Here is a 25,862-nt window from a genome sequence, read left to right on the forward strand (position 1 = left end):
GCAGGTCCAATCTCTTGCGGGGGGAGTGTGGCCGGCTTACGTAATGACCGAACGTTTTGCAAGATCAGGCCGATTTTACCCTCATGCCCTTTGCCCAACTCAAAGACCGCGCGCTCATTTCCGTGTCAGGCCCCGATGCCGAGCATTTCCTGCAGAACATCCTCACCACCGATCTCGACACGCTCGGGCCGGGCCAGGCGAAGCCCGGCGCGCTGCTTTCGCCGCAGGGCAAGATCCTGTTCGATTTCCTGGTCTCGCGCGCGGGCGACAACGGCTTCCAGCTGGAATGCCGGGCCGACATCGCCGACGATTTCGTGCGCCGGCTGATGCTTTACCGGCTAAGGGCGAAAGCCGAGATTGCCAAACAGGATCATGTGCTTGTCACGGTCGCATGGGGCGATGATTCAACCGCCTCAGATTTCGATTCAATCGCGGTTGACGCAAAGGCGCTTGCCGACACGCGCTTCCGCGATGTTGCGGTGAGGCGCAGCTACGGAGGCGAGGCAAAGGACGGCGGCAATCCGAATGCCTGGCTGGCGCTGCGCATCGGCAACGGCATGGCGGAGAGCGGTTCCGACTACCAGCTCGGCGATGCCTTCCCGCATGACGTGCTGCTCGACGAGACAGGTGGCGTCGGCTTCAAGAAAGGCTGCTATATCGGCCAGGAAGTGGTCTCGCGCATGCAGCATCGCGGCACCGCGCGTCGTCGTGTGCTGATCGCGTCGGCCGATAGCCCCCTGCCCGCCGCCGGGACCGAGCTCACCGTCGCCGGGCGTCCGGTCGGCGCGCGCGGGTCTGTCGGCGGCCGGACCGGTCTTGCCGTCGCCCGCATCGACCGCGTCAAGGCGGCGGTCGATACCGGCGAGGCAATCATGGCTGGCGAGGTTCCGGTAACGCTCGCGATTCCCGCCTGGGCGAAGTTCTCCTTCCCGCAGGACGCGGCCAGCGCGGAGGAGGCCTGATGGCGGCCGACCGGGCCGGGGCGCCGCCGCGCGCCTGGCAACGCATGCTTTCTGGCCGGCGACTCGACCTGCTCGACCCCTCGCCGCTCGACATCGAGATCGCCGACATCGCGCATGGCCTTGCCCGCGTCGCGCGCTGGAACGGCCAGACCAGCGGCGACCATGCTTTCTCCGTCGCGCAGCACTCGCTGCTGGTCGAAGCCCTCTATGGCGAACTGGAACCCGCCGCTCCGGCCGAGGCGCGGCTTGCGGCGCTGCTGCACGATGCGCCCGAATATGTCATCGGCGACATGATCTCGCCGTTCAAATCGGTGATGGGCGGTTCCTACAAGGATTGCGAGCTGCGTCTGCAGCGCGCCATTCATCTGCGTTTCTCGCTGCCGGCGGAACTCGCCGCCTCCTTGCGCAAGGACATCAAGCGCGCCGATCAGATCGCCGCCTATTACGAGGCGACGCAGCTGGCCGGCTTCTCGACCGCGGAGGCGACCGAGTATTTCGGCCGACCGCGCGGCTTCTCCGCCGACCGCTTCGACTTCACGCCAAAATCCGTGACCTGGGCGCAAACGGCATTTCTCAAACGTTTCAAGATGCTGGAAGCCAAGCGCCAGTCTTCGCTTGCCATGAATTCAACCACGTAGAAGAACGCTAAATTAACCGGCTACCGGGACAGTATTGCGTTCGGTCACGGTCCGAAGGCGTGCTCATGCCCGGCGCACATGTCAAGACTGCTTCCACCGCCGGCAAGCGAAGAACGCCCGGCATTGGTCCGGCACGGCGGATCGCGGAAGAATTGCGGGCTCAGAACGAGCGTTTCGCGGCGGCTGTCGAGAACATGTCGCATGGTCTGTGCATGTTCGACGCCGATGAGCGGATGATCATCTGCAACCGCAACTACCTCAACATCTTCAGCCTGGACGCCAAAGTGGTGACGCCCGGCATTCGTTTCTTCGATATCCTGCAGCACAGCGTCGACATCGGCATCGCCTCGCAGAGCGCGAACGAGCTTTACGCCATCCGCAAGCCTTACATCGACGGCGCCAAGCCTTCGACCTACGAGGAAATTCTGTCGGACCGACGCATCATCGTCATTTCGCACCGGCCGATCGCCGTTGGCGGCTGGGTCTCGATCTACGAGGATGTGACGGAGCAGCGACGCGCCGAGGCGGAGTTGAAGGAGCAGCACCGCCGCTTCGACGCCGCGTTGGCCAACATGTCGCAAGGCTTGCTGATGTACAGCGCCGAGGGTCGCCTGATCATCCGCAACCAGCGTTTCCTGGATCTGTGCAACGCGAAGGCTGAGGATTTCGCGCTTGGCATGACGCACAGCCAGATGCTGGAGAAGGTCGTTGGTCTCGGCATCTTCGTGCCCGTTGAAGTCGACATCGAGGTGGGAAAGACGAAGGCGGCTCTGGAAGCGGGCCAGTCGCGCTCCAGCTATCGCGAACTCGTCGACGGCCGCACGCTGTTTGTCTCTCGCCGGCCGCTCGCCGGCGGCGGCTGGGTGGCCACCTTCGAGGACGTGACCGAACGACGCCGTGTCGAAGAGCGCATGACGCATCTTGCGCATCACGACACTCTCACCAATCTGCCCAACCGCTCGATGTTTCGCGAAAAGCTGGATCAGGCACTTGGCGAGGCCATGGCCAGGCCGCTGGCGATCCTCTCGCTCGACCTCGACCGCTTCAAGGCCGTCAACGACACATTCGGCCACCCCGCCGGAGACTGGCTGCTGCAATGCGTCGCCAAGCGGCTGCAGCACGCCGTGCGCAGCAGCAAGGACGTGGTGGCGCGCTTCGGCGGCGACGAATTCGCCATCATCCAGCCGGGCATCAAGAGCGTCGCCGACGCCGAAAAGCTCGCCAAGCGCATCGTCGAGATCGTCGGCAAGCCCTATCGCGACAAGGGGCGCGAAATGCATGTGGGCGTAAGCCTTGGCATCGCGCTCTATCCCGGCGACGGACACGATGCCGACACGCTGCTCACCAACGCCGACATGGCGCTCTACCGCGGCAAGAGCGAAGGGCGCAATGTCTATCGCTTCTTCCAGCCTGGCATGGATGCCCTGATGCGGGAGCGGCAAGCGCTCGAGGTCGATCTCGAGGCAGCGCTCTCCAAGCGTGAATTCGAACTCGATTTCCAGCCGATCCTCAACATCGGTTCCGGCAAGATCGTCGGCGCGGAGGCCCTGATGCGCTGGCGCTCGCCGTCGCGCGGCCTGGTGTCGCCGGAGAACTTCATCGCCGTCGCCGAGGAGACCGGATTGATCGTGCAGTTGGGCGACTGGGCGCTGCGCAAAGCCTGCAATGTGGCGGCCAACTGGCCGCCGGACATGCGCATGGCCGTCAATGTCTCGGCCGCGCAGATCAAGAGCGGCGGTTTCGCCCGCAGCGTGATCTCGGCGCTTGCCTTTTCCGGCCTGCCGGCCAACCGGCTGGAGCTCGAAATCACCGAAACGGTGATGATGGACGAGAGCGACGCGGTGCTGAAGACGCTGAGCCAATTGCGCGGTCTCGGCGTGCGCATCGCGCTCGACGATTTCGGCACCGGCTATTCCTCGCTCGGCTATCTCCGACGCTTCCCCGTCGACAAGATCAAGATCGACCGCTCCTTCACCAGCGATCTCGACAAGCGCGACACGGCGGCGATCGTGCGCACGGTAATCGGGCTCGGAGCCGAGCTCGGCATCACCGTTACTGCCGAAGGTGTCGAGACCGAAGCGCAGCTCGACATGCTTCGCAAAGCCGGCTGCGGCGAGGCGCAAGGCTATCTGATCGGCGTGCCGGCCAAGGCCGCCGAGGTGAACCGGCTGCTACGCTCGCAGGCGCTGCTGCGCCAATCGGGCTGATTTCCCGAGCGCGTGTTGAGATTCAGGTCAGACCGGCATCACCTGAGTATCGTCACGCGCTAGCGCAGCGTCTCGATATATTTCTCGTGGAAGCTGACATAGCCGGGCTCGACCACCTTGAGATGCCGTTCGATCAGTTGGTGGAATTGCGGCAGCTGGTGGAACGGCACGCCGGGATAGGCATGGTGCTCGGCATGGTAAGGCATGTTCCAGGCGAGCTTGCGCACGAACCAATTGGTCAGCGTTGTCCTGGTGTTCTCCAGCATGTTGGCGACGAAGGGACAGCGGCCGTGCTCGGCCAGCAGGTAAAGCCTGAGGAACGGCTGGCCAAGCAGCGCCGGCACGATCCAGACATAGAGCAAGACCGATGCCTTGAACCAGACGGCTAGCGCGAGCAGGACGACATAGAAGGCGATCGTCGCTCGCGCCTCGGCCTTCACTTTCGGCAAGCCCTTTGGCGGCACGTAGCTGTCGCGGCAGCCGCCGGTCGCATTGGTGTAGAGCGTCTTGAAATGGCCCCACCACACCGGCAGCCCGGAGACGTGGACGATGTATTGCCGCAGTGTCTCGGGCTTTGGGAAGGCGAGCTCTGGATCGTTTTCTGGATCCTGGGTGAAGCGGTGATGGGCGAAATGGAAGTAGCGGAACCAGTCGGCGGGCAGTGCGATCGCCAGGCTGCAGAAGCGCGCGACCATATCGTTCAGCCCCTGCGTTTCGAACGCCGTCCTGTGCACCGTTTCATGCAGCAGCGTGAACAGGAAGACGATCAGAACACCCTGCGGCAGCATCAGCACCGGCCAGAACGGCACCTTGATCGCGATCAGCACGCCAAGGACGACGATCGCGCCGAGATGGAGCGTGAACTGGACAAGGCCCGGCCCATCCGATTTGCCGGTCAGCCGGCTGCGCTCCTCATTTGTCAGCGAGGCTATCACGGAGCGATGGTCGATGACTGCGTCGTGGTCGATTGCGTTCATGGGGCCACGATACCCAGAAAGAAACCTTTCGAAAAATGAGGATTTCTGCGAAATAGACAAGATTACCTTATCTTTCGGATTGCCATGGTCGCCCTTCCCTCCTTGCGCGGACTTCAGGCCTTCGAAGCGGCGGCGCGGACAGGCAGCTTTACGGCCGCGGCGGAGGAACTGTCGATTTCGGCCGCGGCCGTCAGCCAGCTTATCCGCACCGTCGAGGAGCAGATGGGACGGCAATTGTTCCACCGGATCAACCGACGCGCGGTGCTGACCGAGGCCGGGATGGAGATGCTGCCGCGGCTCAGCATGGCCTTCCGGGAAATCGGCAGCGTCGCTCGCGATGTCGCCGGCGATGCGTTCCGGCCGAGGCTCGTCGTTTCGGTGCCGCCGTCCATGGCGATGGGCTGGCTATCGGAGCGCCTCGCCGGCTTCGTCGCCGGCCATGGCGCCGCCGACATATCGCTCAGGGGCGATGACGATCCGGTGCCGTTCGATCACGAACTGATCGACATCCGCCTGTCCTACGGTCCTCACTACCGGGAACATCCGACCGAGGAGATCGTCAGGGACGCCGTCTATCCGGTCTGCGCGCCGACGTTGGCCGGCGCGACCGGATCCGACGGCCTGGCCGGCCTGCCGCTGATCCACACCGACTGGGGGCCGACGGGAGCCTCCTTTCCATCCTGGCGCAACTGGTTCGAGGCAGCGGGAAGCGAGCCGGGCCGCCCAACACAGCGCGGCCTTTCGGCCAACTCGTCGCGGGCAGCGCTCGATCTCGCCATTTCAGGACTGGGCGTGGCGCTGGCGCAGGGCATCTATTGCGCCCAGGCGCTGGAGGATGGCAAGCTGATGCGGGCCGCCGCGCAATCCCTAGAACTGCGCCAACCCTATTGCCTGACGGTCCCCGAACGCAGCGCGAGGCGCGATGCCGTGGCAGCGTTCCGGGAGTGGCTGATCGGGGAATGCTTGTGCGCGGTCAAATCACCGGCGCTCGGCACGCCAATCCCCTGAGAAGCAGTTTAGGGAACTGCGGCAACGGAGCACCAATCCTTCGTGCCCGCCTCGCATTTCAGTCAAACGAAATAGCAGGAGATTTTTGATGTCGCTCGAACTCATCAATCCAGCTGATCTGCCGGTTCCGGAGATGTACACACAGGTTGTCGTCGCGACTGGATCCAAGCTGGTCTTCATCTCGGGCCAGCAGCCTGAAGACATACACGGCAAGCTCGTCGGGCATGGTGATTTTGCGGCGCAAGCGCGCCTGTCATTCGCCAATCTCGGCCGAGCGCTCAACGCGGCGGGTGCCCGGCCGGACCAAGTCTGCAAGATCACGATCTACATCGTCGACTACAATCGCGACGAACACGTCCCGATCATCGAACAAGCGCAGATTTCGCTGTTTGGAGATCACAAACCGGCGAATGTGATTGTCGGCGTGGCGATCATGTCCCCGGGCTACCTGATAGAGGTCGACGCGATAGCGGTCATCTGACGGGGCCGTCTGGAGTTAGGGCGTCTTGGCGATGATGAGACGATGTCCGACTTCTGGCCATCCAGACATGACAGCACCGTTTTCTGTCCTCACGTCGACTTGCGGCGCAGCACCAGCAATCCCGCCACGACAATCAAGACCATGCCCGAGACAGAGGCCACGCTGGGCGCTATCCCAAAGAACAAAATGTCCCAAACCGCGACAAATACCAAATAGCTGTACTCGAATGTCGAAACGATGGCAGGCGGCGCGGTCTGGTAGGCCCCTCCCAACAACATGCCGTTGATAATCGCAAATCCTGCAAGCAGCGCCAGCACGAGCCAATCGTTCAGACCGACTTTTGACCAGGCGCCAAAAATGTAGGGATAGGCGTCCGCGAATGTGCCTTGCGGTTGGAGCCAAAGCATCAGCACACTGGCAACTGTCCCAGCCAACAACATGACGATATTCTGTGACAGCGATAGAGCTGCAACGGGGACGTTCTGGCACCTTGCTCGTGTCGTGATATGCGCCAGAGCGTAGGAAGCAGCCCCGACAATTGGAAGCAGTGCCCATGGCGAAAAAGCGTCAGTCCCCGGCTGCAGCAAAACCACGACACCCGCGAATCCAAGGCAGACCCCCAGCCATCCCAGCGGGCCGACCGGCTCTCTGATCGCATATGCGGACAGCAGCGTTATGAAAATGGGAGCTATGTAGTTGGCCGCTCCAACGGTCGATAGGCTTAAGAATGGAAGCGCCGCATAGAAAGCCAACAAGCTGGCCGTAATAAACATAGACCGCAGAAGCGGCCACTTACCCAAGGCGGCTTCCAGGATGCCCCGCTGTGCGCTGCGCACCCAGAGGGCTGCGAAGAGCATCGGGATAACCAGCACGCCACGCAGGCAAAAAATTTGCCAGAGGGTTAGCTCGCCGCTGAAGAGCTTGAAAACGACGTCCTGGATGGAGATTGCAAGGGCCGCCACGATAATCAGCGAAATACCACGCGCGACGTTTTGTGGCCGGAGTTCAACGACAGCTGTCAATTTTCGCCCCAAGACCCGAAAGCTGACTTTGGTGTAGCCGCAGTGAACCGACCCGGAAAGAGCCAGACGGTGTATTGACACCCGCCAGTCCGGCCAATCATCGAAAAGATATACGGTGACGGGCGCACCGGTTTACTTCCACTTGCCGATTTTTTTCAAAGATGGCCGGCCAGCGCGGCGACCATGTCCTTGCTGCTGGCCACGGGAACGATCTCGAACTCGACCAGATCGTTCCACTCGATGGCCCAACGCTGCAGGATCGTGACATCATCCGCCTCCACCAACAGGAAGCAGCGGCTCATGTCGCCCGCGATCCAGCTGTGATGCACGACAAGCTCATCCGGCTTAAGCCTGCCCTTGTCGCGAAAGCGGCGGTAAATCTCCTTGCGGTCGGAGCCGTGGAAATCCTCGATCACGAAGAACAGCATTCTTTTCCCTCAGTTCGATTGATGGGAATGGGGAATTGAAGAACTGAGGAACTGAGGAACTGAGGAACTGAAGAACTGAAGAACTGAAGAACTTGGCAGCTGAGAGATAAAGGAGCAGAGATGAGCTGCTCCGCTAGACGCCCTATTCCTCAATTCTCCTGTTCTTCAATTCCTCAGTTCCTCAGTTCCTCAGTTCCCCCAATTCCTCAATTCCGCCCCGGCCGCTACTTGTCCGGCCTCTCGAGGCGTTCCAGGAACCACTGCGTCAGCCGCACCCAGAGCTCGTCCTTCTCGCCCGAATCCTCCCAGCCATGGTCGAGATTGGGATTGTCATTGACCTCGATGACGAAGACGCCGTCCTTGGTCTCCTTGAGGTCGACGCCGTAGAGGCCGTCGCCGATGCATTTTGCCGCCTTGACCGCCGTCTCGACGACGTGCGGCGGCGTCTGCTTCAGCGTGAACGTCTTGATCCCGCCCTGGTCGGGCTTGCCGCTGGCCTTGTGGTTGACGATCTGCCAGTGCTTCTTCGCCATCAGATAGTGCACGGCAAACAGCGGCTGGCCGCCGAGCACGCCGACGCGCCAGTCATATTCGGTCGGGATGAATTTCTGCGCGATCAAAAGGTCGGAATCTTCCAGCCATTCGGTCGCGAGCTTGGTCAGCTCGGCCATGTTCTCGCATTTCTTGACGCCGCGCGAGAAGGACGAATCCGGGATCTTAAGCACCAGCGGAAAGCCCAGCGTCTGCGCCGCCACCTCGAAGTCGGACGTGCCGGCGATCATCACTGTCGGCGGCACCGGCACCTTGTTGTAGGTCATCAGCTCGTTGAGATAGACCTTGTTGGTGCAGCGGATCATCGACAGCGGGTCGTCGATCACCGGCATGCCTTCCTGCTGGGCTCGGCGCGCGAAGCGGTAGGTGTGGTTGGAGATCGACGTGGTCTCGCGGATGAACAGCGCGTCATAATTGGCGAGCTTGGCGAGGTCCTTCCTGGTGATCGGCTCGACCTCGACGCCCATCTTCTCGGCGATCCTCGCCCAGTAGCGCAGCGAGGAGATCTCCGACGGCGGCAGTTCCTCATGCGGGTCGACCAGCGTCGCGAATGTATAGCGCGCCGGCGTGCGGCCCTTGGTGTCGCGCCATTCGCGGTTGGTGTAGGTGTCCAGGCATTGCAGGAAGAACTCTTCCTCGTCCTCGGTCATGCGGGCAAGCGGCAGGAAGCCGATCTTGCGGATCGAGGCCCATTCGGCGCTGTCCTTGATGTGGACCTCGAGCGCCGGCGCGCGGAACCAGTCGAACAACAGCTTGGCGAAACGGTCCCATACTTTCGACGGACCGATGCCGAAGAAGATGGCGACCTTGGCCGGAAAGGTCCCGCCGAGATCCTTCCTGCACTTGTTCAAGGCCAGTTCGAGTTCCGGCAGCGCGTGCTCGTAGAGCTTGCGCTCGGACAGATCGATCATGGTCTCGACGGTCGGGATCACCCTGTGGCCGCGCGAGCCGGCGAGCAGCGAGGCGTAGTAGCCGCGGCTCTGATAACCGTAATTGTTCGACAGGTTGATCACCTTCGGCCGCTGCCCGCGAAACAGCGCCGGATGCGCGAGATAGTCGCGGTTGGTGATGATCTTGTGGGGTGTGGCCACCTGATCGATGTCGTTCTGCCTGCCTGTGAGGATAACCCAGGTCATTGTCTCAGCGTTTTCCCAGAGTGATGGCTGCACGCAAGCCGTCGCGGCCGAACTGCGCCATGTTCATGAAAATGTCGTAGGGCACCGGAATGTTCGCGGCATCAAGGATCGTTTCCTGCCTTTCATCCTCGACCCAGGGGTCGTGGATCAGGATATGGTCGCCATCGTCGCCGATGGCCAGCACCCAATGCGGCACCTTCTTGCCGAACATCAGGAAGCCGCTGATCAGCACCACCACCAGCTTGCCCGCTGCCAAAGCGTCACGGATGTCGCCGATGCCGAACGGACGGTAGTTGACGGGAATGCCGTAGAGTTCGGCGCGGCGGCGGAAATCGACCTGGGCGAGCTCCATCACCCGGCGCTTGTCCTCGCTTCGCACCGACTGCAGGAACAGCGCGCCGTAGAAGGAGACGGATATCTCGGCGGCAAGCCCGCTTTCATAGCCGGCGACCGCCAGGCCGAAAGGCTCGCAACCGCCGGGGCCCGACATCATGAAGACCGTGGTCGCCTCGCGCCACAGACGGATTTCCATCACCGGATCCGGCACGAAGCCGCTATCGAAATTGGCCATCGCCATCATCAGGCAGCACGGACCGCAGGTGAACTCGCAGGTCTGCTGGTAGAACGGCACCTTGGTCGCCGTGGGCGTGTCGCCACGCAGCGTCTTTTCGTAGCGCAGCGCCGTGGCGCCATCCTCATAATAGTCGGGCTCGCGGCCCAGCTTGCGATAGCCGGCCTGCTCATAGACACGGATGGCGCGATCATTGTCCTCGCGCACTTCAAGGCGCAGCAACAGCCGGTCGTGCTCGAAGGCTGCCTCCTCGGCGGCCGCCAGCAGAAGCCGGCCGATGCCGAGGCGGCCGAAAAACGGGCCGACGGCGATCGAGTAGAGCCGCGCGACTCCGCTGCCTTTGCGAAACAGAACCACGGCATAGCCGGCGACGCGGCCCTCGTTCTCGGCCACCAGCATCTCGGCGGTTTCGCGTTCGATGAACTGGCGGAAAGAGCGGCGCGAGAGCCTGTCGCCCGGAAACACGGCCTTCTCGATGGCGGCGAGGTCATCGACGTCTGACGCGCGGGCCTTGCGGATCTCGGCAGGCATGCGGGCTTGGGAGAACCTCGATTGGGTTTAAGAAAACGGCCCCGGTGGATGCGTCACGAACACTGGCCGAACCGCCAGTATCCATCAAGCGCTATCGCTCCTTGATTAGGGCCGAATTGTGACAGTTTCCGCCACGGTAGCAAAGGGCCAAACGTTTGAACAGAATTGCCGTTCGACGGACTGCCGGCCGCCGAAAAACGCAGCCGGTTCAGCTCGATATGCCGGCCAGGAGCTGGCCATAGGCGGTCTTTGCGACGTCCGACAGCCGCTCCGGCGGCAACGAGCCGACGACGGCGCAAGCGTAGCCCTTGTCGAGCCAGTAGACCGCCTCCGGTCCACCCCCCTCGGCCGTATAGGTACCCTTGGAGGTTGCGGACGATTCGGCGGTGACGAAGAGCGAGATGCGCTCGCCTTTGGCGTCCTCGTAGAGCAACATTGCAGCCTTGCCTTGCTCACCGGCGGGCAACAGCCGGCCGCCGACCAGTTGGAAGCCCTGAGCCCCCAGATCGGGTGCAACAAGCTTCAGCCCGACGCGGTTCGACAGCCAGGTCTGGAGATGATCCTTGTCGCTCGCCGGAACCTCGACGGCATGGCGCTTCTCGGCGGCGTAGATGACATGGGCCGCGATCGCCTGTTCGGCGAGCTGGTCGTCGTCGCCGCCGCCACGGGCAATGCTGTCGACGCCGGCGACATAGCCACCGAACCCGCCGACGGCGAGCACCACGGCAGCTGCGGCCGAGAGCCACCAGCGCGAGCGCCAGGCCGACACCTTCACAGGCGCCTCGCCAAATACCGCCTGCCGCAGCCTTGCCGGCACCGGCTCGTCCATCACGCCGGCCAAGGCGGCGCGCATGGCGGCACGGTCGGCAATGTAGCGCGCCGACCTCGCTTTCATCTCGGGATCGGCCTCGAGCCAGGCGTCATAGGCCATGCGCTCCTCGCCCGGCAGCTCGCCGTCGAGAGCCATATGGATATCGCGTTCGGAGAAATCACGGCGGGTCATTTCTCAACAATCCTTATCGAGCGGCGGCGCGATGAGTCGTCGAGCAATCCTCGCAGTTCCTCGCGGCCGCGCGCGATGCGCGACATCAGCGTGCCGGCGGGCACGCCAAGGATGTTGGCGGCCTCGGCATAGGAAAAGCCCTCGATGGCGACCATGACCAATGCCGCGCGGCGATCGGGGCTGATCGCCTGCAAGGCATCTATGATCTCGCGCGAGGCGATGGTCTCGACCTGATCGGCGGGTGCGGCTTGGGCTTCGCCGGCTTCGAGAGGCAGCATCGCCGCCTCGCCTCGCCGGTTGACCTTGCGCATCTGGTCGATGAACAAGTGATGCATGATCGTGAACAGCCACCTCCGGGGGCTCTCTCCAGTCTGCCAGTTGTCGAGCCGCACAAGCGCCCGCTCCAGGCAATCCTGGACGAGATCGTCGGCGGAATCGCGGTCGCGCAGCAGCGAGCGCGCATAGCGCCGCAACCGCGGTATTTCGCTCAGGATCGCTGCCTTCTTGTCGTCCATGACCGCTTGTTTCGAGGTCGCTTTCCGTCCCGATAGAACGCGCCTTCCAGGCGCGGTGCAAGCAGTCAGCGCGAAGCGGTCCGACCGCTGCGATTACCCAAGCACGCGAATAACGATGGCGCGGGCCGGTTTATTCCCGCAATCAGCGAGAAAGCCGACTATCTCAAATCGGTCAGCAAGAAATCATTGCCTTTGTAGAGCAACGGAATACCGAGAGCTTTTGCGCAAGCATAAGCAAAACAGTCACCCAAGTTCAGATCAGCTTGATGCCCAACGGCCTTGCCGTAGTGAGCGCTGGCATCGATAGCGCGCGAACCGATCTCCTCGCCGATCGGCACATTTTCTCCGCCAATTTCCACAATGAATTGATCCACCAGATCACGAGCTTTGAGGAGCGCTTCAGCGGTCGGCTTGCGGGGACCCGCGCCAGCTCGCGCCAAAGCTTGTGTCGCTTCAAAACGGACCATCGCTGAGACGTAGAAGTCGACAGGTCCGGAGAGTTGTTTGGATAATTCCTCCCAGCCGGGTTCCTGGTTGAGAATGGCGACGATCGCCGAAGCATCGACAAACATCAGTCTTCCCACATCTCGTCAGTGAATTTCTTCATATCGAAATCGGGATTGGGCAGACCGATCTTCTTCGCCTCCGCTTGAAGCCTCACAATCCGATCGCGCAGCGGCACCTTGGCACGATTGCGTTCGAGTTCGTGAATAAGGGCTGTCCGCACCGCCTCGGTCTTGCTCGGCGCGTTTGTCTCGCGCTGCAATTTGGCGGCCAGCGCATCCACTTCATCGTCACGTATGTAGAGAGGCATGCGAATATCCCTTTATGGATATTCTAGATATCCCATATTGGATATTCTTTCAAGAAACCTCCTTGGCCTCCCTCGCGGCCCGCGTCAGCAGACGCTGGTAGAACAGACCTATCCCGATCAGCACGGCCCCGAGACCGATGAAAGAGAGCGCGCGCAGCACGCCTTCGAGCTCCGACATGTCGAAGAGGAAGACCTTCACCACCGCGACCGCGATCAGCACCGCGGAGGCGATGCGCAGCACCTGCGATTTCAGCCAGACGCCGGCGGTGAGCAGCGCCACGCCGATGACCAGCCAGAGCGCCGAATAGGTGTAGGTCTCGAGCTGGCCGAGCCCGCTCCACAAGGCGATGAACTCGCCCTTGAACAAGCGGCGCACCGAAAGCGTGGCATAGGCGAAGGCAAGCAGCGCGGCGACCAGCGCCAGCATCGCCGCATACCATCGCGGACGCTTGTCGCGGACGTAGAGCGCCAATGCGCCGGCGGCGATCGCCGGCAGCAGATAAGCGAGGAACAGGAGATTGAAGACCGGGATCGCGCCGGTCGATTCGTCCGTCAGCAGCGGATTCAGCACCACGAAATGCTGAACGGCGATCAGGCCCGCCGAGACCACGCCGGCAGCCATCGAGCCATAGCGCAGAACCGAGCTCGGCGAGCGCATGTCGATGGCGACCAGTATGGCGCCGGCGCCGAGCGCGATCAGCGTGTAGATCGCCTGTTCGGCAAGGGTCACCGTGCCGGTGTCGATGACGCCGCCATGCATGGCATGGCGCACCAGCATGGCTATGGTGAGCAGCGCGAAGAGCGCCGAGGCTGCCTCCATCGCAAGGCGCGGCCTGCCGCTGGTGGTGCGGGCGAGTTGCCAGGCGGCGAAGCCGAAGGCGAGCGCCGGCATGCCATAGCCAAGCAGCAGCCAGTTGAAGACCGGCGTCCTGGACAGGAACGCCGCGCCGACGATGGTCGGATCGAAGGCGACGCGGCCGAGCACGGCGACTGCCGCCCCTACCGCGATCCAGCCTAGCACGGGGTAGGACCGCCAGCGCGTGGCCAGCGCCGGGATGATCGCGGCGGTGCCAAGCAGCACGGTCGTCCAGCCGGAGCCGAAGGCCATGTGCAGCATCAGCAGGCCGGCGAGGCCGGCGCCGCCGAGCGCGAAGGACACGGCCGGGCCGCCGGTCAGTGGCGGTTCTTCGGTGCGCGCGATCCATTCGCCACCGACGGCAAAGGCCAGCACCAGCAGCAGCGCCGGCAGCGCGTAGCCGAGGTCGCGGTCGATATCGCCGAACGTCAGCCATAGCGCCAGGAGCACCACCAGCGGGGCAATGACGCCCCAGGCCGCCCAGGAGGCCGCGCGCCGCGGAGCGGTGACGGCGAAGCGGCGCGCGGCCCAGAAGCCGGCGGCGAGGAAGACCAGGCCGAGCGCGATGCCGATGCGGAAAGTCAGCGTGTCGGACGCCGCCAAAGGCTGGGCGTCCAGCCCGACATCGAGCGCATTGGCGCCGATCGTGGCGGGTGGGATGATGCCGAGATAGATCAGCACGGTGGCGATACCGGCGGCGAAGACGGGCGGGAGCGCAGGCGGTCGGTAGAGCGCGACCGCGACCAGCGCGGCCAGGAGGACCGCGCCGTGCAAGGCATCGCCGGCGCTGGCAAAAGCGGGATCGACGGACAGGCCCAGCGCGCTCAAGGCGATGAAGAAGCCGGGCACGATCGACGGCCAGTCAAAGCCGCGCGCCGCATCGTCGCGGCCAATATGCAGCAAAAGGCCGAGCCAAACGAAAGCCAGCACGGCGAGCGTCGCCAGGCTGATGAACAGGACAGCGGCAAGGTTCACATCCGGCGCGTCGACCATGTAGAGAATGGTCCAGATGCCGGTGCCGGCGAATGCGGCGGCCACGAGCGCCTTCCAGTCGCGGATGCGGGCGATTGCCGCCGTGGCGGCGAGCACGATCGCCAGATAGACGAACAAGGCCCAGGGATTGGGCGCCTGCGAGGCGATCAGCGCCGGCGTGACCATGGCGCCGATGAGGCCGATGCCGGCCAGCGCCAAGCCATGCACGAGCGAAGCGCCAATGGTCGCGACGCCGATGACGCCAAGCAGCGCGAAGGCTGTCGCCGGGCCGATGAAGCCATAGATGCCGTGCGCCGCATAGACCGTGCCGAACAGGATGAAGGCGCCCGCCCCGGTCAGGATCGATGGGATGAAGGCGCCGGCGGCGCCCTGCACCGGCACCTTGAAGCCTGTGCGGCGGATGAACTCGGCGCTGGCAATCAGCGCCAGGCCGAGAATGCCGGCCATGGCGAGGCGCACGCCGGGGCCGAAAATGCCGGCCTCGATGGTGTAGCGGATCAGGAACAGGCCGCCCAGCGCCAGCGCGATGCCGCCGACCCAGACCGCCCAGCGCGTGCCCAGCGCCGTCTCGACATCAGTCTGGCGCGCGGCTTTCTCGGTGGCCGCAGACCGGGTGAACGCCGCCTTGGTCTCGGCTGAAAGTTCTGGCACAGGCTCGACCTTTCCGGCCTCCGTGGCACCTGCCGCCGCCCCCTCGCCTTCCTTCCAGGGTCCGGCCACAACTTCGGCTTCGGCAGTGCCGGTCGTTGCCGCGATCGGCTCGGACGGGGCGGTCTCCTGAACCGCGGGCGCGGCGTCGATCGCCGAGGCCTCTCCTGCTTCCTTCGGCGCGCCCTCGGCGACGGCGTCCGCCTTGGGCGCGGGCAGCGAAGCCTCCGGCTGCACCAGGCCGCGCAGGACGCCGAGCTCGCGCTCGACCAGCGCGATGCGGTTCTGCTGGCGTGAAACGATGACGAAAAGAGCGATGACGGCGGCAATGGCGATCAGGCTGAAAAACATGGTGGTTTCCCTCAAAACCAGACCAGTCGTGGCCAATAATTGCGGCAATGAGACGGCTGTGCAAATCAGCTGCTCGCCGGCTAACAAGATCGAGCATGTTTCGTCGCCGATTGCCAGCAACTTGCCGGCTTATCCCATGCCGCGCCGCCGAGGCCGCCGGCATTGCAGGCGGGATGGCGTGACCATGCCGCGAAATACTCGTGCTATTCTCGCCCGGGCGACGACAATGCCGCGAGGTGACCGATGCCGCAGAAAAGCGCGGGCTTGCTGATCCACAGACGGATTGCCGGTGTGTTCGAATTCCTGCTCGTCCACCCGGGCGGGCCGTTCTGGGCAAGAAAGGATGAGGGCGCGTGGTCGATCCCGAAGGGACTGGCCGGCGACAATGAGGACGAGCTCGAAGCCGCCAGACGGGAAGCCGAAGAGGAGCTCGGCGTCGCCATCGACGGCGATTTCCAGCCGCTCGGCAGCTACAAGCAGCCGGGCGGCAAGATCGTCATCGCGTGGAGCGTCGAGGCCGACATCGACGCGGATGCCGTCAAGAGCAACATGTTCACCATGGAGTGGCCCCCGAAATCGGGCGCGATGAAGGAGTTCCCCGAAGTCGACAAGGCCGGCTGGTTTTCATTGCCCGAAGCCGGGCTCAAGATCCTGAAGGGCCAGCGCGCCATGCTCGACGATTTCCTGGAGCGGCGCGGCGCCGAATAGGGCGCCTGCCTTGCTGTCACCGCCTAGCCGGCAATCGCCTTCACCGCCGCATGATGCCGGCGCAGCGCGGCGAGGAAGCCGGCGCGGGCGTCGGGCGGCTCGAGGCCGCGCGGCTCATAGACATGGCGGGTGAAGAAGAAGCCGCTCAACCGGAAGGCGTCTTCCAGTGCTGCCGCATCGGCGCGCAGGCCGGAGCCGCGCTGCAGGAAGGCCGGCAACGCCAGCATCTTGTCGTGCCAGCCAGCGCCAGCTTCGCGCGAGACGGCGCGGCCGGATTTCGGCGAGACATAGGCGAGGTCCTGCCTGGTGCCGGTCGCCGCGCATTGGCTGAGGTCGAGGCCGAAGCCCAGTTCATCGAGGATGAGCAGCTCGAAGCGCGCCACCAGCTCGCCCGCCGCATCGGCATCCTCCAGATGGGAAATCATCACGGCGAGCGCCTCGTAAAGCCCGCCATGGGCATCGCGTTCGGGCAGGAGCCTCAGATGCGCGGCCATGGTCTGCAGACCGTAGACGGCGACCGCGCTGTCCATCAGCCGCGCGGCATTCATCTCGATCGCCTCGGCCTGGAAGATGCCCAGATGCTCGTCGAGGCGCGCCCGCCACAGAAGATCGACGCGGTTGCCGGGCTGCAGCACCGGCTGCTGCCTGCGCGAGCGCCCTCCCCGCACCAGGCCGAGATGGCGGCCATGCGCGCGCGTCATTACCTCGAGGATGGCGCTGGTTTCGCCATGCCTGCGGGTGCCGAGAACGATTCCCTCGTCGCGCCATTCCATGGACGGGAGCTATTCACCCGTTGCGCGGCGAAATCAAGATTTCGGCACCCCAGACCCGACGCGTCCTGACATTCGTCGGTATCACGCCCATGTCCGATGATCGCCAAGCACCTCGTCGATCACTTGGCGTTGCCTTACCGCCTCCGCCTGGTTGGCGTCATGTCCGGCGACGGTGATCAGTGCCTTCCACAACGCCCAGCCGCGGCCGCGCGCCCAGGTGGCGTCATCGACGGCGATGCGAGCGCGGAAGGCTTCTCGGCTTTCGCCTTCGAAGAACGTCCACGCGATCGCCAGGTCGCAAGACGGGTCGCCGACGCCGGAGGTGCCGAAATCGATGACGGCGCTCAAGCTGCCATCCTCGACCAGAAGGTTGCCCGAGGCGACGTCGCCATGGAACCAGACCGGGGAGCCATGCCAGGTGGCGGCAAGCGCTGCGTCCCAGACGGCGGTGGCTGCATGCGCGTCGATCCGGCCTTCCAGCGCGGCGATGGCTTGCCTCGCCTCGCCGTCATAGACGCTCAGCGGCCCGCCGCGATGAAAATTGTGCGGGCCGGGTCCCGGCCCGCCCGCTGGATCGATGCCTCTCAACGCGACAAGGAAATCGGCAAGGGCAACCGCGAACGCGCCGAGATCGGCAATATGCCCGTCCTTCGCGGTGTCGCCCTCGATCCAGCGATAGACGGACCAGTGCCAGGGATAGGTCTCGGCCGGCTCACCCATGGCCAACGGCGTTGGAATTGGCAGCGGCAGCAGCGGCGCGAGTTTCGGCAACCAGCGATGCTCCTTCTCGACCTGCAGCGAATAGGAGGCCGCACTCGGCAACCTGACCGTCATGTCTTCGCCGAGATGAAAGGTGCGGTTGTCCCAGCCGCCGGAAGCGATCGGGCTGACCGGCAAATCCCGCCATTGTGGAAACTGCGCATCGACCAGCCGCCGCACCAGATCGGTATCGATGGCCGGTTGCGGATCATCCATGTCGTTGTCCCAAAACCGCTTCGCGCCTTTGGGCGACATGCATCAATGGGGAAATTCCAGCCCCATCTCGCGGTAGCGCTCGGGGTCGTCGCCCCAGTTCTCGCGCACCTTCACGAACAGGAAGAGATGCACCTTCTGCTCGAGTATCTCGGCGATCTCGGTGCGCGCGGCCTGCCCGATGGCGCGGATCGTCTCGCCCTTGTGGCCGAGCACGATCTTCTTCTGGCTGTCGCGCTCGACATAGATCACCTGCTCGATGCGCACCGAGCCGTCCTTCTTCTCTTCCCATTTCTCGGTTTCGATATGCGAGGAATAGGGAAGCTCCTGGTGCAGCCTCAGATAAAGCTTTTCGCGGGTGATCTCGGCGGCGAGCTGGCGCATCGGCAGATCGGATATCTGGTCCTCCGGATAGTACCAGGGGCCTGAGGGAAGCGTCTCGGCGAGATAATCGAGCAGGTCCTTGCAGCCGGAGCCGGTCAGCGCGGAGACCATGAAGGTGCGCTTGAACGGAACGCGCTCGTTCGCGGTCGCGGCCAAGGCGAGAAGCGTTTCAGGCTTGACGCGGTCGACCTTGTTGAGGACGAGCAGCATCGGCTGCCGGACATCCTTCAGCCGGTCGAGGATGGCATCGGCGTCGCCCCTGATGCCGCGCTCCGCGTCGATCAGCAGCACCACGACATCGGCGTCCTTGGCGCCGCCCCAGGCGGTGGTCACCATGGCGGTGTCCAGCCGGCGTTTCGGCTTGAAGATGCCGGGCGTGTCGATGAAGACGATCTGCGCATTGTCATGCGTGGCGATGCCGCGCACGATGGCGCGGGTGGTCTGCACCTTATGCGTGACGATCGACACCTTGGCGCCGACCAGCTGGTTGACCAGCGTCGACTTGCCGGCATTGGGCGCGCCGATCAGCGCGACGAAACCGGATCGGGTGCTGGGGGTCTCGGGAGATTGGTTTGCGGTCATGCCGCGCTCCATACGCCCTCGCGCAGCAAAAGAGTAGCCGCCGCGGCCTGCTCGGCCTCGCGTTTTGAGCGGCCGCTGCCGGTCGCGGGAGCAAAAGAGCCGACCTTGACGCTGACCGTGAACAGCGGGTCGTGGTCCGGTCCCTCGCGGCCGTCGACGCGGTAGGCAGGCACGGCGCCGGTTGCGGCCTGGTGCGCCCATTCCTGCAATTCGGTCTTGGCGTCGCGCCGCGCGGCACCTATCGCCTGCGAGCGCGGCTGCCAGTAGCGGTGGATGAAGGCGCGGGCCGTCTCAAGGCCGCCATCCAGGTAAAGCACGGCAATCAGCGATTCCAGCGCATCGGCGCGCAGATTGGTGCGCTTGCGCCCCTCGAGATTACGCACGTCGGAGCCGGCGCGGACGAGTTCCGGCAGGCCGATCTCCTCGGCGATTTCGGACAGCGCCTCGGCATTGACCAGCGCGTTGAGACGCAGCGAAAGCTCGCCCTCGGCGGCATCGGGAAAGGCGGCGAGCAGCATGTCGGCGACGATGAGGCCGAGAACGCGGTCGCCCAGGAATTCGAAACGCTCGTAGTCGACGCCGGCGTGGGTCGAACGGGCGCTGGCATGGGTCAGCGCCCGTTGCAGGCGCTGGCGATCGGCGAAGGCGTGGCCGGTGCGCTCGACAAGCGCTTCGGCAAGGGCATCGGCGGTCAAACGCTTGCTGGCCGCCATCGCTCTAGTGGACGAAATGGAACAGGCGCCCGGCGCGCATCAATGACGGCCACTTCCAGATCTCGAGCGGGCTCGCCTTGCCGGCGATCGAGAAGAAGATGACGTTGGCGCGGCCGACAAGGTTCTCGGCCGGCACATAGCCGACGGCGAAGCGGCTGTCGGACGAATTGTCGCGATTGTCGCCCATCATGAAATAGTGCCCGGCCGGCACGACGAATTCGCGCGTGTTGTCGCCGATCGAATCGGAATTGATGTCGAGCGTGTCGTAGCTGACGCCGTTCGGTAGCGTTTCACGGTAGACGTCGATCGGCCTGTTTTCCTCGGTGACATCGGGATTGTCGATCTGGCCGGTCTTTACGCGCGGCACGCCGACGTCGTTGATGAAGAGCTGGCCGTCCTTCACCTGGATCTTGTCGCCGGGCAGGCCGACGACGCGCTTGATGTAGTCGACCGACGGATCCGGCGGGAACTTGAACACCACCACGTCGCCGCGCTTGGGTTCCGAGCCCCAGATGCGGCCCGAGAAGATATCGGGACCGAAAGGCAGCGAGTAACGCGAATAGCCATAGGCCCATTTGGTGACGAAGAGATAGTCGCCTTCGAGCAGCGTCGGCCGCATCGAGCCCGACGGAATGGAGAACGGCTGGAAGAGCAGCGTGCGGATGACGAGCGCGAGCAGCAGAGCCTGGATGATGACGGAAAAGGTTTCACCAAGTCCGCCGGATTTCTTCTGCGATTTTTCAGCCACGCTCATGTCGTCCTCGATTGTGCGATGTTGGTATAGAGTCTCGGCGCGCGCTGAGCAACGTCATGCCGATGGTGGTCAGATGGAATCAATGTGGCGCTTGTTCGGCAGCGACTGCCTCGATGATCACAAAGGCTTGAGCAAGCGGGAAATCGTCGGTGATGGTGAGGTGGATCAGCGCGCGGTGGCCTTTCGGCAGGATTTTGTCCAGCCTGGCCGCGGCGCCGCCGGTCAGCGCCATGGTTGGCGCGCCGCTCGGCAGGTTGACCACGCCCATGTCGCGCCAGAACACGCCCTCGGCCATGCCAGTGCCCAACGCCTTGGCGCAGGCCTCCTTGGCGGCGAAGCGCTTGGCATAGGAGGCGGCGCGCGCGGCACGCTTTTCCGACTTGGCCTGTTCGACCTCGGTATAGATGCGCTGGACGAAGCGCTGGCCGTGCCGCTCCAGCGATTTCTCGATGCGTCTGATGTCGATCAGGTCGCTGCCGATGCCGATGATCATTCCGCCGGCACTTCCCGTCCGCCCTGCCGCGCCTTCTTTTCGGCGCGCTCGGCCATGCGCTTCCGGCGCTGCTCGCGAAACACGGTCATGCCCCAGCGCGTGATGGCGTAGAACACGAGCCCGAAGATCAGGCCGAGCGGCACCGCGCCGATCAGCATCGGCTCCAGAACGGGGTGCCAGAGCTTGGCGAAGGAGAGCTTGTGCATCATTTCGCCGAGATGCTCGGGCGGACCGTGCCTCGGCAGGTGCTCATGCAGGAGCAGCTTGCCGGTTTCCCAGGATGCGCCCCACAAAAGCGGGAAGGTCAGCGGATTGCCGAAGAACACGGCGCCGAGTGCTGCCGCGACCAGATTGCCGGCGATGATCCAGCACAGCACGGCGGCGACGATGAAGTGGAAGCCAAGCGGGAAGAAGGACGCAAAAACGCCCGCCGCGACGCCGGCGGCGACGGAATGCGGCGTTGCCTTCAGCCGCAGGATGCGTTTGGAGAAATACTGCACGGAACGTGAGAACGAGCGGCGCGGCCATAGATAAGTACGCACCCGCTCCAGGAGGCCATCAGGCTCTCGGCGTCGAAAAAGCACTCTGTTCCAGTTCCCGGTCCAACACGCGCTGCCCCTGCCCACCGAGACGCGCCAACATATCTTGCGCTTCGATGGCGCAGAAAGGCAACAAGACTTTGATATAGCGACGGCCAGGCCGCGCAACAATGAAACGCCGCCGCGATCGTCTGCCGCAGGCTGTAACAAGGCCGTCATTCTGGCGAAACTGAGGAAAACAACCCGGATGCGGAGCCGATGATCACAATTCGACCGGCGCGGGCCGAGGACGCCGAAGCATTGCCGGGTATCGAGCAATCGGCCGGAGAGGCGTTCCGCGCCATCGCGGAACTGGCGTGGCTGGCCGATGGCGACAATGTCAGCGTCGAGCGACACCGCGCGCTGATCGCCGCTGGCGCATGCTGGGTTGCCGCCGACGGGAGGGGCCGGCCGGTCGGATTCCTGAGCGCTGGGATCGAGAGCGATGCGCTGCATATCTGGGAGTTGGACGTGCGCCTCGACCGGCAGGGCCAAGGCATCGGCCGCGCGCTGCTTGAACGGGCGGTCGCCGACGCAAGGCAGCGCGGACTGGCAGGGGTGACGCTGACGACGTTTCGCGCCGTTGCCTGGAATGCGCCCTTCTATCGCAAGTCCGGATTTCGCATCTTGGAAGGCATCGAGATCGACGACCGGCTGGCCAGCCTGCTCGCCGACGAGGCCGAGCATGGCATGGCTTTGGACCAGCGCTGCGCAATGCGGCTCGATTTCAGTCGAGCCGATACTCGCTGACCTCGACCAGATTGCCGTCCGGATCACGGAAATAGACCGACATCATCGGGCCGCGCGCGCCGGTGCGCTCGACCGGACCGACTTCGACCGCCACGCCATTGGCCTTCAGGCTGGCCTGGACCTCGGCAAGCGGCACAGCGGCCACGAGGCAGAAATCCCCGGAACCCGGCGTCGGCATCGTTGCCTTGGGTTCGAAAGTGCGGCCGACTTCGTGCAGGTTGATCTTCTGCGAGCCGAACAGAAGCGCGGTCGGCCGGTTCGGTTCATCGAGCCGCCGCATGCCGAGCACCCGCCGATAGAAATCGCAGGTCGCTTCCACCGAGCGGACCGTCAGCACGAAATGGTCGATGCCTGCTATCATCGCGATCTCGACACATGCCGCTGGCAAGGAGATTCAAGCGGCCCGCTCAAGTGCTTGTTTTTGCACATCACGACGTCAGATGTTGCGGCTTCCTGGCTTAACGGCGGGAATGGCGGCGAGTTCCGGCGGCAGGCGGTCGGCGGGATAGGCCGGCACTTCATATTCGGCAAGCGCGATCAGCGGCACGCCGACATCGGTCTTGCCGGCCGAGCGGTCGATGATACAGGCGGCCGCCACCACCTCGGCGCCAAGCTCGCGCAGGCAGTCTATGGTCTCGCGGATCGACAGGCCGGTGGTGACGATGTCCTCGACGATGACGACGCGCGAGCCCTCGGCGATCTCGAAGCGGCGCAGCCTGAATTCGCCCCCTTCCCGCTCGACCCAGATCGCCGGCGCGCCGAGATGACGCGAGGTTTCATAGGCCGGGATCAGGCCGCCGATGGCCGGGCCGACGACGTAATCGATCCTGCTAGGCACCGCCTTGCGGATCTTTTCAGCCAGGGCCTTGCACAGGCGCTCGGTCTTGTCGGCATGCATGAAGACCCGTGCCTTCTGCAGGAAGACCGGACTGCGCAGGCCGGACGTCAGGATGAAATGACCTTCGAGAACGGCGCCGGCCTCGCGGAAAATGTCCAGCACTTCGTCGGTGTTCATTGTTGCTCCTTGCCTTTGGCGAGTGGTGAATGGTAGTGAGAGCGCCTTCTATTCACTATTCACTATTCACTATTCACTATTCACTATTCACTATTCATCCATTGACGCGCCGCGCATCGCTGACGCTCGAATTGTCCTTGAGCTGCGACAGCAGCCGGTTGAGGTGCTTCAGGTCCCAGACCTCGAGATCGATCAGCATCTCGGTGAAATCGGGGGCCGTGCGTATCATCGACAGCGTGTGGATATTGGCGTCGTTGGACGCGACGACCTGGGCGATGTCGGCCAACGAACCGGGCGCATTGATGGCGGTGACCGAGATGCGCGCCGGGAAACGTTCCTTGGTGCGCTCGTCGATGTCCCAGCGCACGTCGATCCAGCGCTCCGGCTGGTCGTCGAAGGCCTGCAGCGCCGGCGACTGGATCGGGTAGATGGTGATGCCGGTGCCCGGCTGGATGATGCCGACGATGCGGTCGCCGGGCACGGCACCCTCCGGCGCGAAACGCACCGGCAGGTCGCCGCGCACGCCGCGGATCGGCACCGCGCCGTCGCGCTGCTGGTTCTTGCTGTCCTTACGCGCGGCCCGGGTGCCGGGCATCTGGAACAGCATGCCAGCGGCATTGCGGATCTTCGACCAGCCCTCCTCGCGCTGCTTGGGCGGAGCGACGGTGACACGCTCGTCCTTATAGTCGGGGAAGACCGCCTTCATCACGTCGGTGGAGCTCAGCTCGCCGCGGCCGACCGAGGCCAGCACGTCCTCGATGTCCTTGCGCGCCAGCCGGTGCAGCACCGGCTTCAGGCTTTCCTTGGTGAAGGTCTTGCCGGCGCGCTCGAAGGCGCGTTCGAGGATGCGGGCGCCGAGGCCGGAATATTGCTTGCGGATCGCATTCTTGGTGGCACGGCGGATGGCGGCGCGCGCCTTGCCGGTGACGACGACCGATTCCCAGGCGGCGGGCGGCACCTGCGCCTTGGAGCGGATGATCTCGACCTCGTCGCCGTTCTTCAGTTCCGTCATCAGCGGCATGATGCGGCCATTGACCTTGGCGCCGACGCAGGTGTCGCCGACATCGGTGTGGACGGCATAGGCGAAATCGATCGGGGTAGCGCCGCGCGGCAGTGCGATCAGCATGCCCTTGGGCGTGAAGCAGAACACCTGGTCCTGGAACAGCTCCAGCTTGGTGTTCTCGAGGAAATCCTCCGGATTGTCGCCTTCGGCCAGCTGCTCGATGGTGCGCCTCAGCCAGGCATAGGCGTTGGTCTCCTTGGAGATCGCGTGGCCGGCGCCATTCGTCTTGCCGCCGCTGTCCTTGTAGATCGAATGCGCGGCCACGCCATATTCGGCGATCTTGTTCATCTCCCTGGTGCGGATCTGCAATTCGACGCGCTGGCGCGACGGGCCGACGATGGTGGTGTGGATCGATCGGTAGTCGTTCTGCTTCGGCGTCGAGATGTAGTCCTTGAAGCGGCCGGGCACCATCGACCAGGTGGTGTGGATGGCGCCAAGCGCGCGGTAGCAGTCGTCGACCGAATCGACGACGACGCGGAAGCCGAAAATGTCGGAGAGTTGCTCGAAGGAGAGCGCCTTGGCCTCCATCTTACGGAACACCGACCACGGCTTCTTCTGCCGGCTCTTAACACTCGCCTTGATGGCGTGTTTCTCGAACAGGCCCGACAGCGCTGTCTCGATCTCCTGCAAGACGCCCTTGTTGCGCTCGAAAATCTCGGCAAGCCTTGCGGTAACGGCGCGATAAGCCTCTGGATTGATGTAGCGGAAGGCAATCTCTTCCAGTTCCTCGCGCATGCCTTGCATGCCCATGCGCCCAGCCAAAGGCGCATAGATGTCCATCGTCTCCTCGGCAATGCGCAGGCGCTTGGACTCGGGCATATGGTCGAGCGTGCGCATGTTGTGCAGGCGGTCGGCGAGCTTGACCAGGAGAACGCGGATATCCTCGGAGATCGCGAGCAGGAGCTTGCGCAGGTTCTCCGCCTGCTCGGCTTTCTTCGAGACGAGGTCGAGCTTCTTCAGCTTGGTGAGGCCTTCGACCAGCTTGCCCATTTCGGGACCGAAGAGCTCGTCGATCTCCGCCCTGGTCGCGGTCGTGTCCTCGATCGTGTCATGCAGCAGGGCAACGGCGATGGTCGCCTCGTCCATATGCATGTCGGTGAGGATGGCGGCGACTTCGAGGGGATGCGAGAAATAGGGATCGCCCGAGGCGCGCTTCTGGTGGCCATGCTTCTGCATGGCGTAGACGTAAGCCTTGTTGAGCAGCGCCTCGTTGACGTCAGGCTTGTAGCGCTGGACGCGCTCGACAAGCTCATACTGACGCATCATGGGCGGGATCTCGCGGTGCTGAAATGATTGATGCGCCGCACTGGCGTGCGACGCATCCCATAGATAGCCACGAAATTTACGAGACGGAAGTGCCGGATGCTTGATCCAGGCAAGTTCC

The 25,862-nt window shown here is 63.9% G+C and carries 27 protein-coding genes; 7 read left to right on the plus strand and 20 right to left on the minus strand.

Annotation, left to right across the window (positions count from 1 at the left end):
• The first annotated feature begins 83 nt into the window (after nt 1-83).
• The 3 genes from LB572_RS24335 to LB572_RS24345 all read left to right on the plus strand — a co-directional run bounded on the left by LB572_RS24335 (nt 84) and on the right by LB572_RS24345 (nt 3,807).
• Entirely contained in the window at nt 84-962 is an 879-nt protein-coding gene (locus LB572_RS24335; RefSeq protein ID WP_224669513.1) for a YgfZ/GcvT domain-containing protein, read from the plus strand.
• A complete protein-coding gene (locus LB572_RS24340) occupies nt 962-1,600 on the plus strand; it encodes a YfbR-like 5'-deoxynucleotidase (protein WP_140808927.1) in 639 nt (212 codons plus the stop codon). The genes LB572_RS24335 and LB572_RS24340 overlap by 1 nt, the downstream gene beginning before the upstream one ends.
• Before the next feature lie 65 nt (nt 1,601-1,665).
• Nucleotides 1,666-3,807, plus strand: coding sequence for a putative bifunctional diguanylate cyclase/phosphodiesterase (locus tag LB572_RS24345; RefSeq protein ID WP_224669514.1), 2,142 nt, complete (start codon nt 1,666-1,668; stop codon nt 3,805-3,807).
• Between the two features lie 59 nt (nt 3,808-3,866).
• Here the strand turns inward: LB572_RS24345 and LB572_RS24350 are convergent, their stop codons facing one another.
• Nucleotides 3,867-4,757 carry a fatty acid desaturase family protein gene (locus LB572_RS24350; RefSeq protein ID WP_318014064.1) on the minus strand — a complete coding sequence of 297 codons (891 nt, stop codon included), beginning with the start codon at nt 4,755-4,757 and terminating at the stop codon, nt 3,867-3,869.
• Nucleotides 4,758-4,868: 111 nt separating this feature from the next.
• Here LB572_RS24350 and LB572_RS24355 point away from each other — a divergent pair, with 111 nt between their 5' ends.
• Both LB572_RS24355 and LB572_RS24360 read left to right on the plus strand, forming a co-directional pair.
• Nucleotides 4,869-5,792 carry a LysR substrate-binding domain-containing protein gene (locus LB572_RS24355; RefSeq protein ID WP_224669516.1) on the plus strand — a complete coding sequence of 308 codons (924 nt, stop codon included), beginning with the start codon at nt 4,869-4,871 and terminating at the stop codon, nt 5,790-5,792.
• Nucleotides 5,793-5,880: 88 nt separating this feature from the next.
• Nucleotides 5,881-6,273, plus strand: coding sequence for a RidA family protein (locus tag LB572_RS24360; RefSeq protein WP_140807614.1), 393 nt, complete (start codon nt 5,881-5,883; stop codon nt 6,271-6,273).
• An 89-nt stretch (nt 6,274-6,362) separates the two neighbouring features.
• On the opposite strand, the gene LB572_RS24365 is transcribed toward LB572_RS24360, so the two are convergent.
• The 9 genes from LB572_RS24365 to LB572_RS24405 form a co-directional block, all read right to left on the minus strand.
• The gene (locus LB572_RS24365; protein ID WP_224669517.1) at nt 6,363-7,295 is read right to left on the minus strand and encodes a DMT family transporter; all 933 of its coding nucleotides are present in this window, start codon (nt 7,293-7,295) and stop codon (nt 6,363-6,365) included.
• Nucleotides 7,296-7,450: 155 nt separating this feature from the next.
• The gene (locus tag LB572_RS24370) at nt 7,451-7,723 is read right to left on the minus strand and encodes a DUF3303 domain-containing protein (protein ID WP_140807612.1); all 273 of its coding nucleotides are present in this window, start codon (nt 7,721-7,723) and stop codon (nt 7,451-7,453) included.
• 224 nt (nt 7,724-7,947) lie between these two features.
• Nucleotides 7,948-9,411, minus strand: a complete 1,464-nt coding sequence (locus LB572_RS24375) for a RimK family protein (RefSeq protein WP_224669518.1) — start codon at nt 9,409-9,411, stop codon at nt 7,948-7,950.
• Between the two features lie 4 nt (nt 9,412-9,415).
• Entirely contained in the window at nt 9,416-10,513 is a 1,098-nt protein-coding gene (locus LB572_RS24380; protein WP_224669519.1) for a peptidase C39 family protein, read from the minus strand.
• 208 nt (nt 10,514-10,721) lie between these two features.
• On the minus strand, nt 10,722-11,516 hold the full coding sequence (locus LB572_RS24385) for an anti-sigma factor family protein (RefSeq protein ID WP_140807608.1): 795 nt from the start codon (nt 11,514-11,516) through the stop codon (nt 10,722-10,724).
• Complete coding sequence (locus LB572_RS24390) at nt 11,513-12,031, minus strand: RNA polymerase sigma factor (protein ID WP_140807607.1); 519 nt, start codon at nt 12,029-12,031, stop codon at nt 11,513-11,515. The genes LB572_RS24385 and LB572_RS24390 overlap by 4 nt, the downstream gene beginning before the upstream one ends.
• A gap of 158 nt (nt 12,032-12,189) precedes the next feature.
• Complete coding sequence (locus tag LB572_RS24395; protein WP_224669520.1) at nt 12,190-12,603, minus strand: type II toxin-antitoxin system VapC family toxin; 414 nt, start codon at nt 12,601-12,603, stop codon at nt 12,190-12,192.
• Nucleotides 12,603-12,845 (minus strand): type II toxin-antitoxin system VapB family antitoxin, encoded by a 243-nt coding sequence (locus tag LB572_RS24400; protein WP_042637859.1) that lies wholly within the window; start codon nt 12,843-12,845, stop codon nt 12,603-12,605. The genes LB572_RS24395 and LB572_RS24400 overlap by 1 nt, the downstream gene beginning before the upstream one ends.
• Before the next feature lie 49 nt (nt 12,846-12,894).
• Nucleotides 12,895-15,693, minus strand: coding sequence for a DUF2339 domain-containing protein (locus tag LB572_RS24405; RefSeq protein ID WP_224669521.1), 2,799 nt, complete (start codon nt 15,691-15,693; stop codon nt 12,895-12,897).
• A gap of 243 nt (nt 15,694-15,936) precedes the next feature.
• Here LB572_RS24405 and LB572_RS24410 point away from each other — a divergent pair, with 243 nt between their 5' ends.
• Entirely contained in the window at nt 15,937-16,401 is a 465-nt protein-coding gene (locus LB572_RS24410) for an NUDIX domain-containing protein (protein WP_224669522.1), read from the plus strand.
• 23 nt (nt 16,402-16,424) lie between these two features.
• On the opposite strand, the gene recO is transcribed toward LB572_RS24410, so the two are convergent.
• From recO to LB572_RS24445, 7 genes are all read right to left on the minus strand, one after another.
• Nucleotides 16,425-17,174, minus strand: coding sequence for a DNA repair protein RecO (gene recO / locus LB572_RS24415; protein ID WP_140807603.1), 750 nt, complete (start codon nt 17,172-17,174; stop codon nt 16,425-16,427).
• Between the two features lie 81 nt (nt 17,175-17,255).
• Nucleotides 17,256-18,149 (minus strand): aminoglycoside phosphotransferase family protein, encoded by an 894-nt coding sequence (locus tag LB572_RS24420; protein ID WP_224669523.1) that lies wholly within the window; start codon nt 18,147-18,149, stop codon nt 17,256-17,258.
• Nucleotides 18,150-18,191: 42 nt separating this feature from the next.
• Nucleotides 18,192-19,124 (minus strand): GTPase Era, encoded by a 933-nt coding sequence (gene era, locus LB572_RS24425; RefSeq protein WP_224669524.1) that lies wholly within the window; start codon nt 19,122-19,124, stop codon nt 18,192-18,194.
• Complete coding sequence (rnc, locus tag LB572_RS24430; protein ID WP_412033588.1) at nt 19,109-19,843, minus strand: ribonuclease III; 735 nt, start codon at nt 19,841-19,843, stop codon at nt 19,109-19,111. Before rnc ends, era begins: the two co-directional genes overlap by 16 nt.
• The gene (lepB, locus tag LB572_RS24435; RefSeq protein WP_140807599.1) at nt 19,830-20,579 is read right to left on the minus strand and encodes a signal peptidase I; all 750 of its coding nucleotides are present in this window, start codon (nt 20,577-20,579) and stop codon (nt 19,830-19,832) included. Before lepB ends, rnc begins: the two co-directional genes overlap by 14 nt.
• A 79-nt stretch (nt 20,580-20,658) precedes the next feature.
• Nucleotides 20,659-21,072 carry a holo-ACP synthase gene (gene acpS / locus LB572_RS24440; protein WP_224669526.1) on the minus strand — a complete coding sequence of 138 codons (414 nt, stop codon included), beginning with the start codon at nt 21,070-21,072 and terminating at the stop codon, nt 20,659-20,661.
• Nucleotides 21,069-21,656: a DUF2062 domain-containing protein gene (locus tag LB572_RS24445; protein ID WP_224669527.1), complete on the minus strand. Its 588-nt coding sequence runs from the start codon at nt 21,654-21,656 to the stop codon at nt 21,069-21,071. The genes acpS and LB572_RS24445 overlap by 4 nt, the downstream gene beginning before the upstream one ends.
• 213 nt (nt 21,657-21,869) lie before the next feature.
• Between LB572_RS24445 and LB572_RS24450 the strand changes: the two genes are divergently transcribed.
• Nucleotides 21,870-22,400, plus strand: a complete 531-nt coding sequence (locus LB572_RS24450) for a GNAT family N-acetyltransferase (protein WP_140807596.1) — start codon at nt 21,870-21,872, stop codon at nt 22,398-22,400.
• On the opposite strand, the gene LB572_RS24455 is transcribed toward LB572_RS24450, so the two are convergent.
• From LB572_RS24455 to LB572_RS24465, 3 genes are all read right to left on the minus strand, one after another.
• Nucleotides 22,378-22,761, minus strand: coding sequence for a VOC family protein (locus LB572_RS24455; RefSeq protein ID WP_224669528.1), 384 nt, complete (start codon nt 22,759-22,761; stop codon nt 22,378-22,380). The two genes, LB572_RS24450 and LB572_RS24455, sit on opposite strands and share 23 nt — an antisense overlap.
• A gap of 75 nt (nt 22,762-22,836) precedes the next feature.
• Entirely contained in the window at nt 22,837-23,415 is a 579-nt protein-coding gene (gene pyrE, locus LB572_RS24460; protein ID WP_224669529.1) for an orotate phosphoribosyltransferase, read from the minus strand.
• A 94-nt stretch (nt 23,416-23,509) separates the two neighbouring features.
• On the minus strand, nt 23,510-25,744 hold the full coding sequence (locus tag LB572_RS24465) for a RelA/SpoT family protein (RefSeq protein ID WP_140807593.1): 2,235 nt from the start codon (nt 25,742-25,744) through the stop codon (nt 23,510-23,512).
• Between the last annotated feature and the right edge of the window lie 118 nt (nt 25,745-25,862).

It is taken from the genome of Mesorhizobium sp. BH1-1-5 (genome assembly GCF_020165615.1).
Lineage (GTDB): Bacteria > Pseudomonadota > Alphaproteobacteria > Rhizobiales > Rhizobiaceae > Mesorhizobium.

Coding starts and splice junctions, on each gene's coding strand:
- LB572_RS24335 (WP_224669513.1), top strand. CDS start 84: ATGCCCTTTGCCCAACTCAAAGACCGCGCGCTCATTTCCGTGTCAGGC.
- LB572_RS24340 (WP_140808927.1), top strand. CDS start 962: ATGGCGGCCGACCGGGCCGGGGCGCCGCCGCGCGCCTGGCAACGCATG.
- LB572_RS24345 (WP_224669514.1), top strand. CDS start 1,666: ATGCCCGGCGCACATGTCAAGACTGCTTCCACCGCCGGCAAGCGAAGA.
- LB572_RS24355 (WP_224669516.1), top strand. CDS start 4,869: ATGGTCGCCCTTCCCTCCTTGCGCGGACTTCAGGCCTTCGAAGCGGCG.
- LB572_RS24360 (WP_140807614.1), top strand. CDS start 5,881: ATGTCGCTCGAACTCATCAATCCAGCTGATCTGCCGGTTCCGGAGATG.
- LB572_RS24370 (WP_140807612.1), bottom strand. CDS start 7,723: ATGCTGTTCTTCGTGATCGAGGATTTCCACGGCTCCGACCGCAAGGAG.
- LB572_RS24375 (WP_224669518.1), bottom strand. CDS start 9,411: ATGACCTGGGTTATCCTCACAGGCAGGCAGAACGACATCGATCAGGTG.
- LB572_RS24380 (WP_224669519.1), bottom strand. CDS start 10,513: ATGCCTGCCGAGATCCGCAAGGCCCGCGCGTCAGACGTCGATGACCTC.
- LB572_RS24385 (WP_140807608.1), bottom strand. CDS start 11,516: ATGACCCGCCGTGATTTCTCCGAACGCGATATCCATATGGCTCTCGAC.
- LB572_RS24390 (WP_140807607.1), bottom strand. CDS start 12,031: ATGGACGACAAGAAGGCAGCGATCCTGAGCGAAATACCGCGGTTGCGG.
- LB572_RS24395 (WP_224669520.1), bottom strand. CDS start 12,603: ATGTTTGTCGATGCTTCGGCGATCGTCGCCATTCTCAACCAGGAACCC.
- LB572_RS24400 (WP_042637859.1), bottom strand. CDS start 12,845: ATGCCTCTCTACATACGTGACGATGAAGTGGATGCGCTGGCCGCCAAA.
- LB572_RS24405 (WP_224669521.1), bottom strand. CDS start 15,693: ATGTTTTTCAGCCTGATCGCCATTGCCGCCGTCATCGCTCTTTTCGTC.
- LB572_RS24410 (WP_224669522.1), top strand. CDS start 15,937: ATGCCGCAGAAAAGCGCGGGCTTGCTGATCCACAGACGGATTGCCGGT.
- recO (WP_140807603.1), bottom strand. CDS start 17,174: ATGGAATGGCGCGACGAGGGAATCGTTCTCGGCACCCGCAGGCATGGC.
- LB572_RS24420 (WP_224669523.1), bottom strand. CDS start 18,149: ATGGATGATCCGCAACCGGCCATCGATACCGATCTGGTGCGGCGGCTG.
- era (WP_224669524.1), bottom strand. CDS start 19,124: ATGGAGCGCGGCATGACCGCAAACCAATCTCCCGAGACCCCCAGCACC.
- lepB (WP_140807599.1), bottom strand. CDS start 20,579: ATGAGCGTGGCTGAAAAATCGCAGAAGAAATCCGGCGGACTTGGTGAA.
- acpS (WP_224669526.1), bottom strand. CDS start 21,072: ATGATCATCGGCATCGGCAGCGACCTGATCGACATCAGACGCATCGAG.
- LB572_RS24450 (WP_140807596.1), top strand. CDS start 21,870: ATGATCACAATTCGACCGGCGCGGGCCGAGGACGCCGAAGCATTGCCG.
- LB572_RS24455 (WP_224669528.1), bottom strand. CDS start 22,761: ATGATAGCAGGCATCGACCATTTCGTGCTGACGGTCCGCTCGGTGGAA.
- pyrE (WP_224669529.1), bottom strand. CDS start 23,415: ATGAACACCGACGAAGTGCTGGACATTTTCCGCGAGGCCGGCGCCGTT.
- LB572_RS24465 (WP_140807593.1), bottom strand. CDS start 25,744: ATGATGCGTCAGTATGAGCTTGTCGAGCGCGTCCAGCGCTACAAGCCT.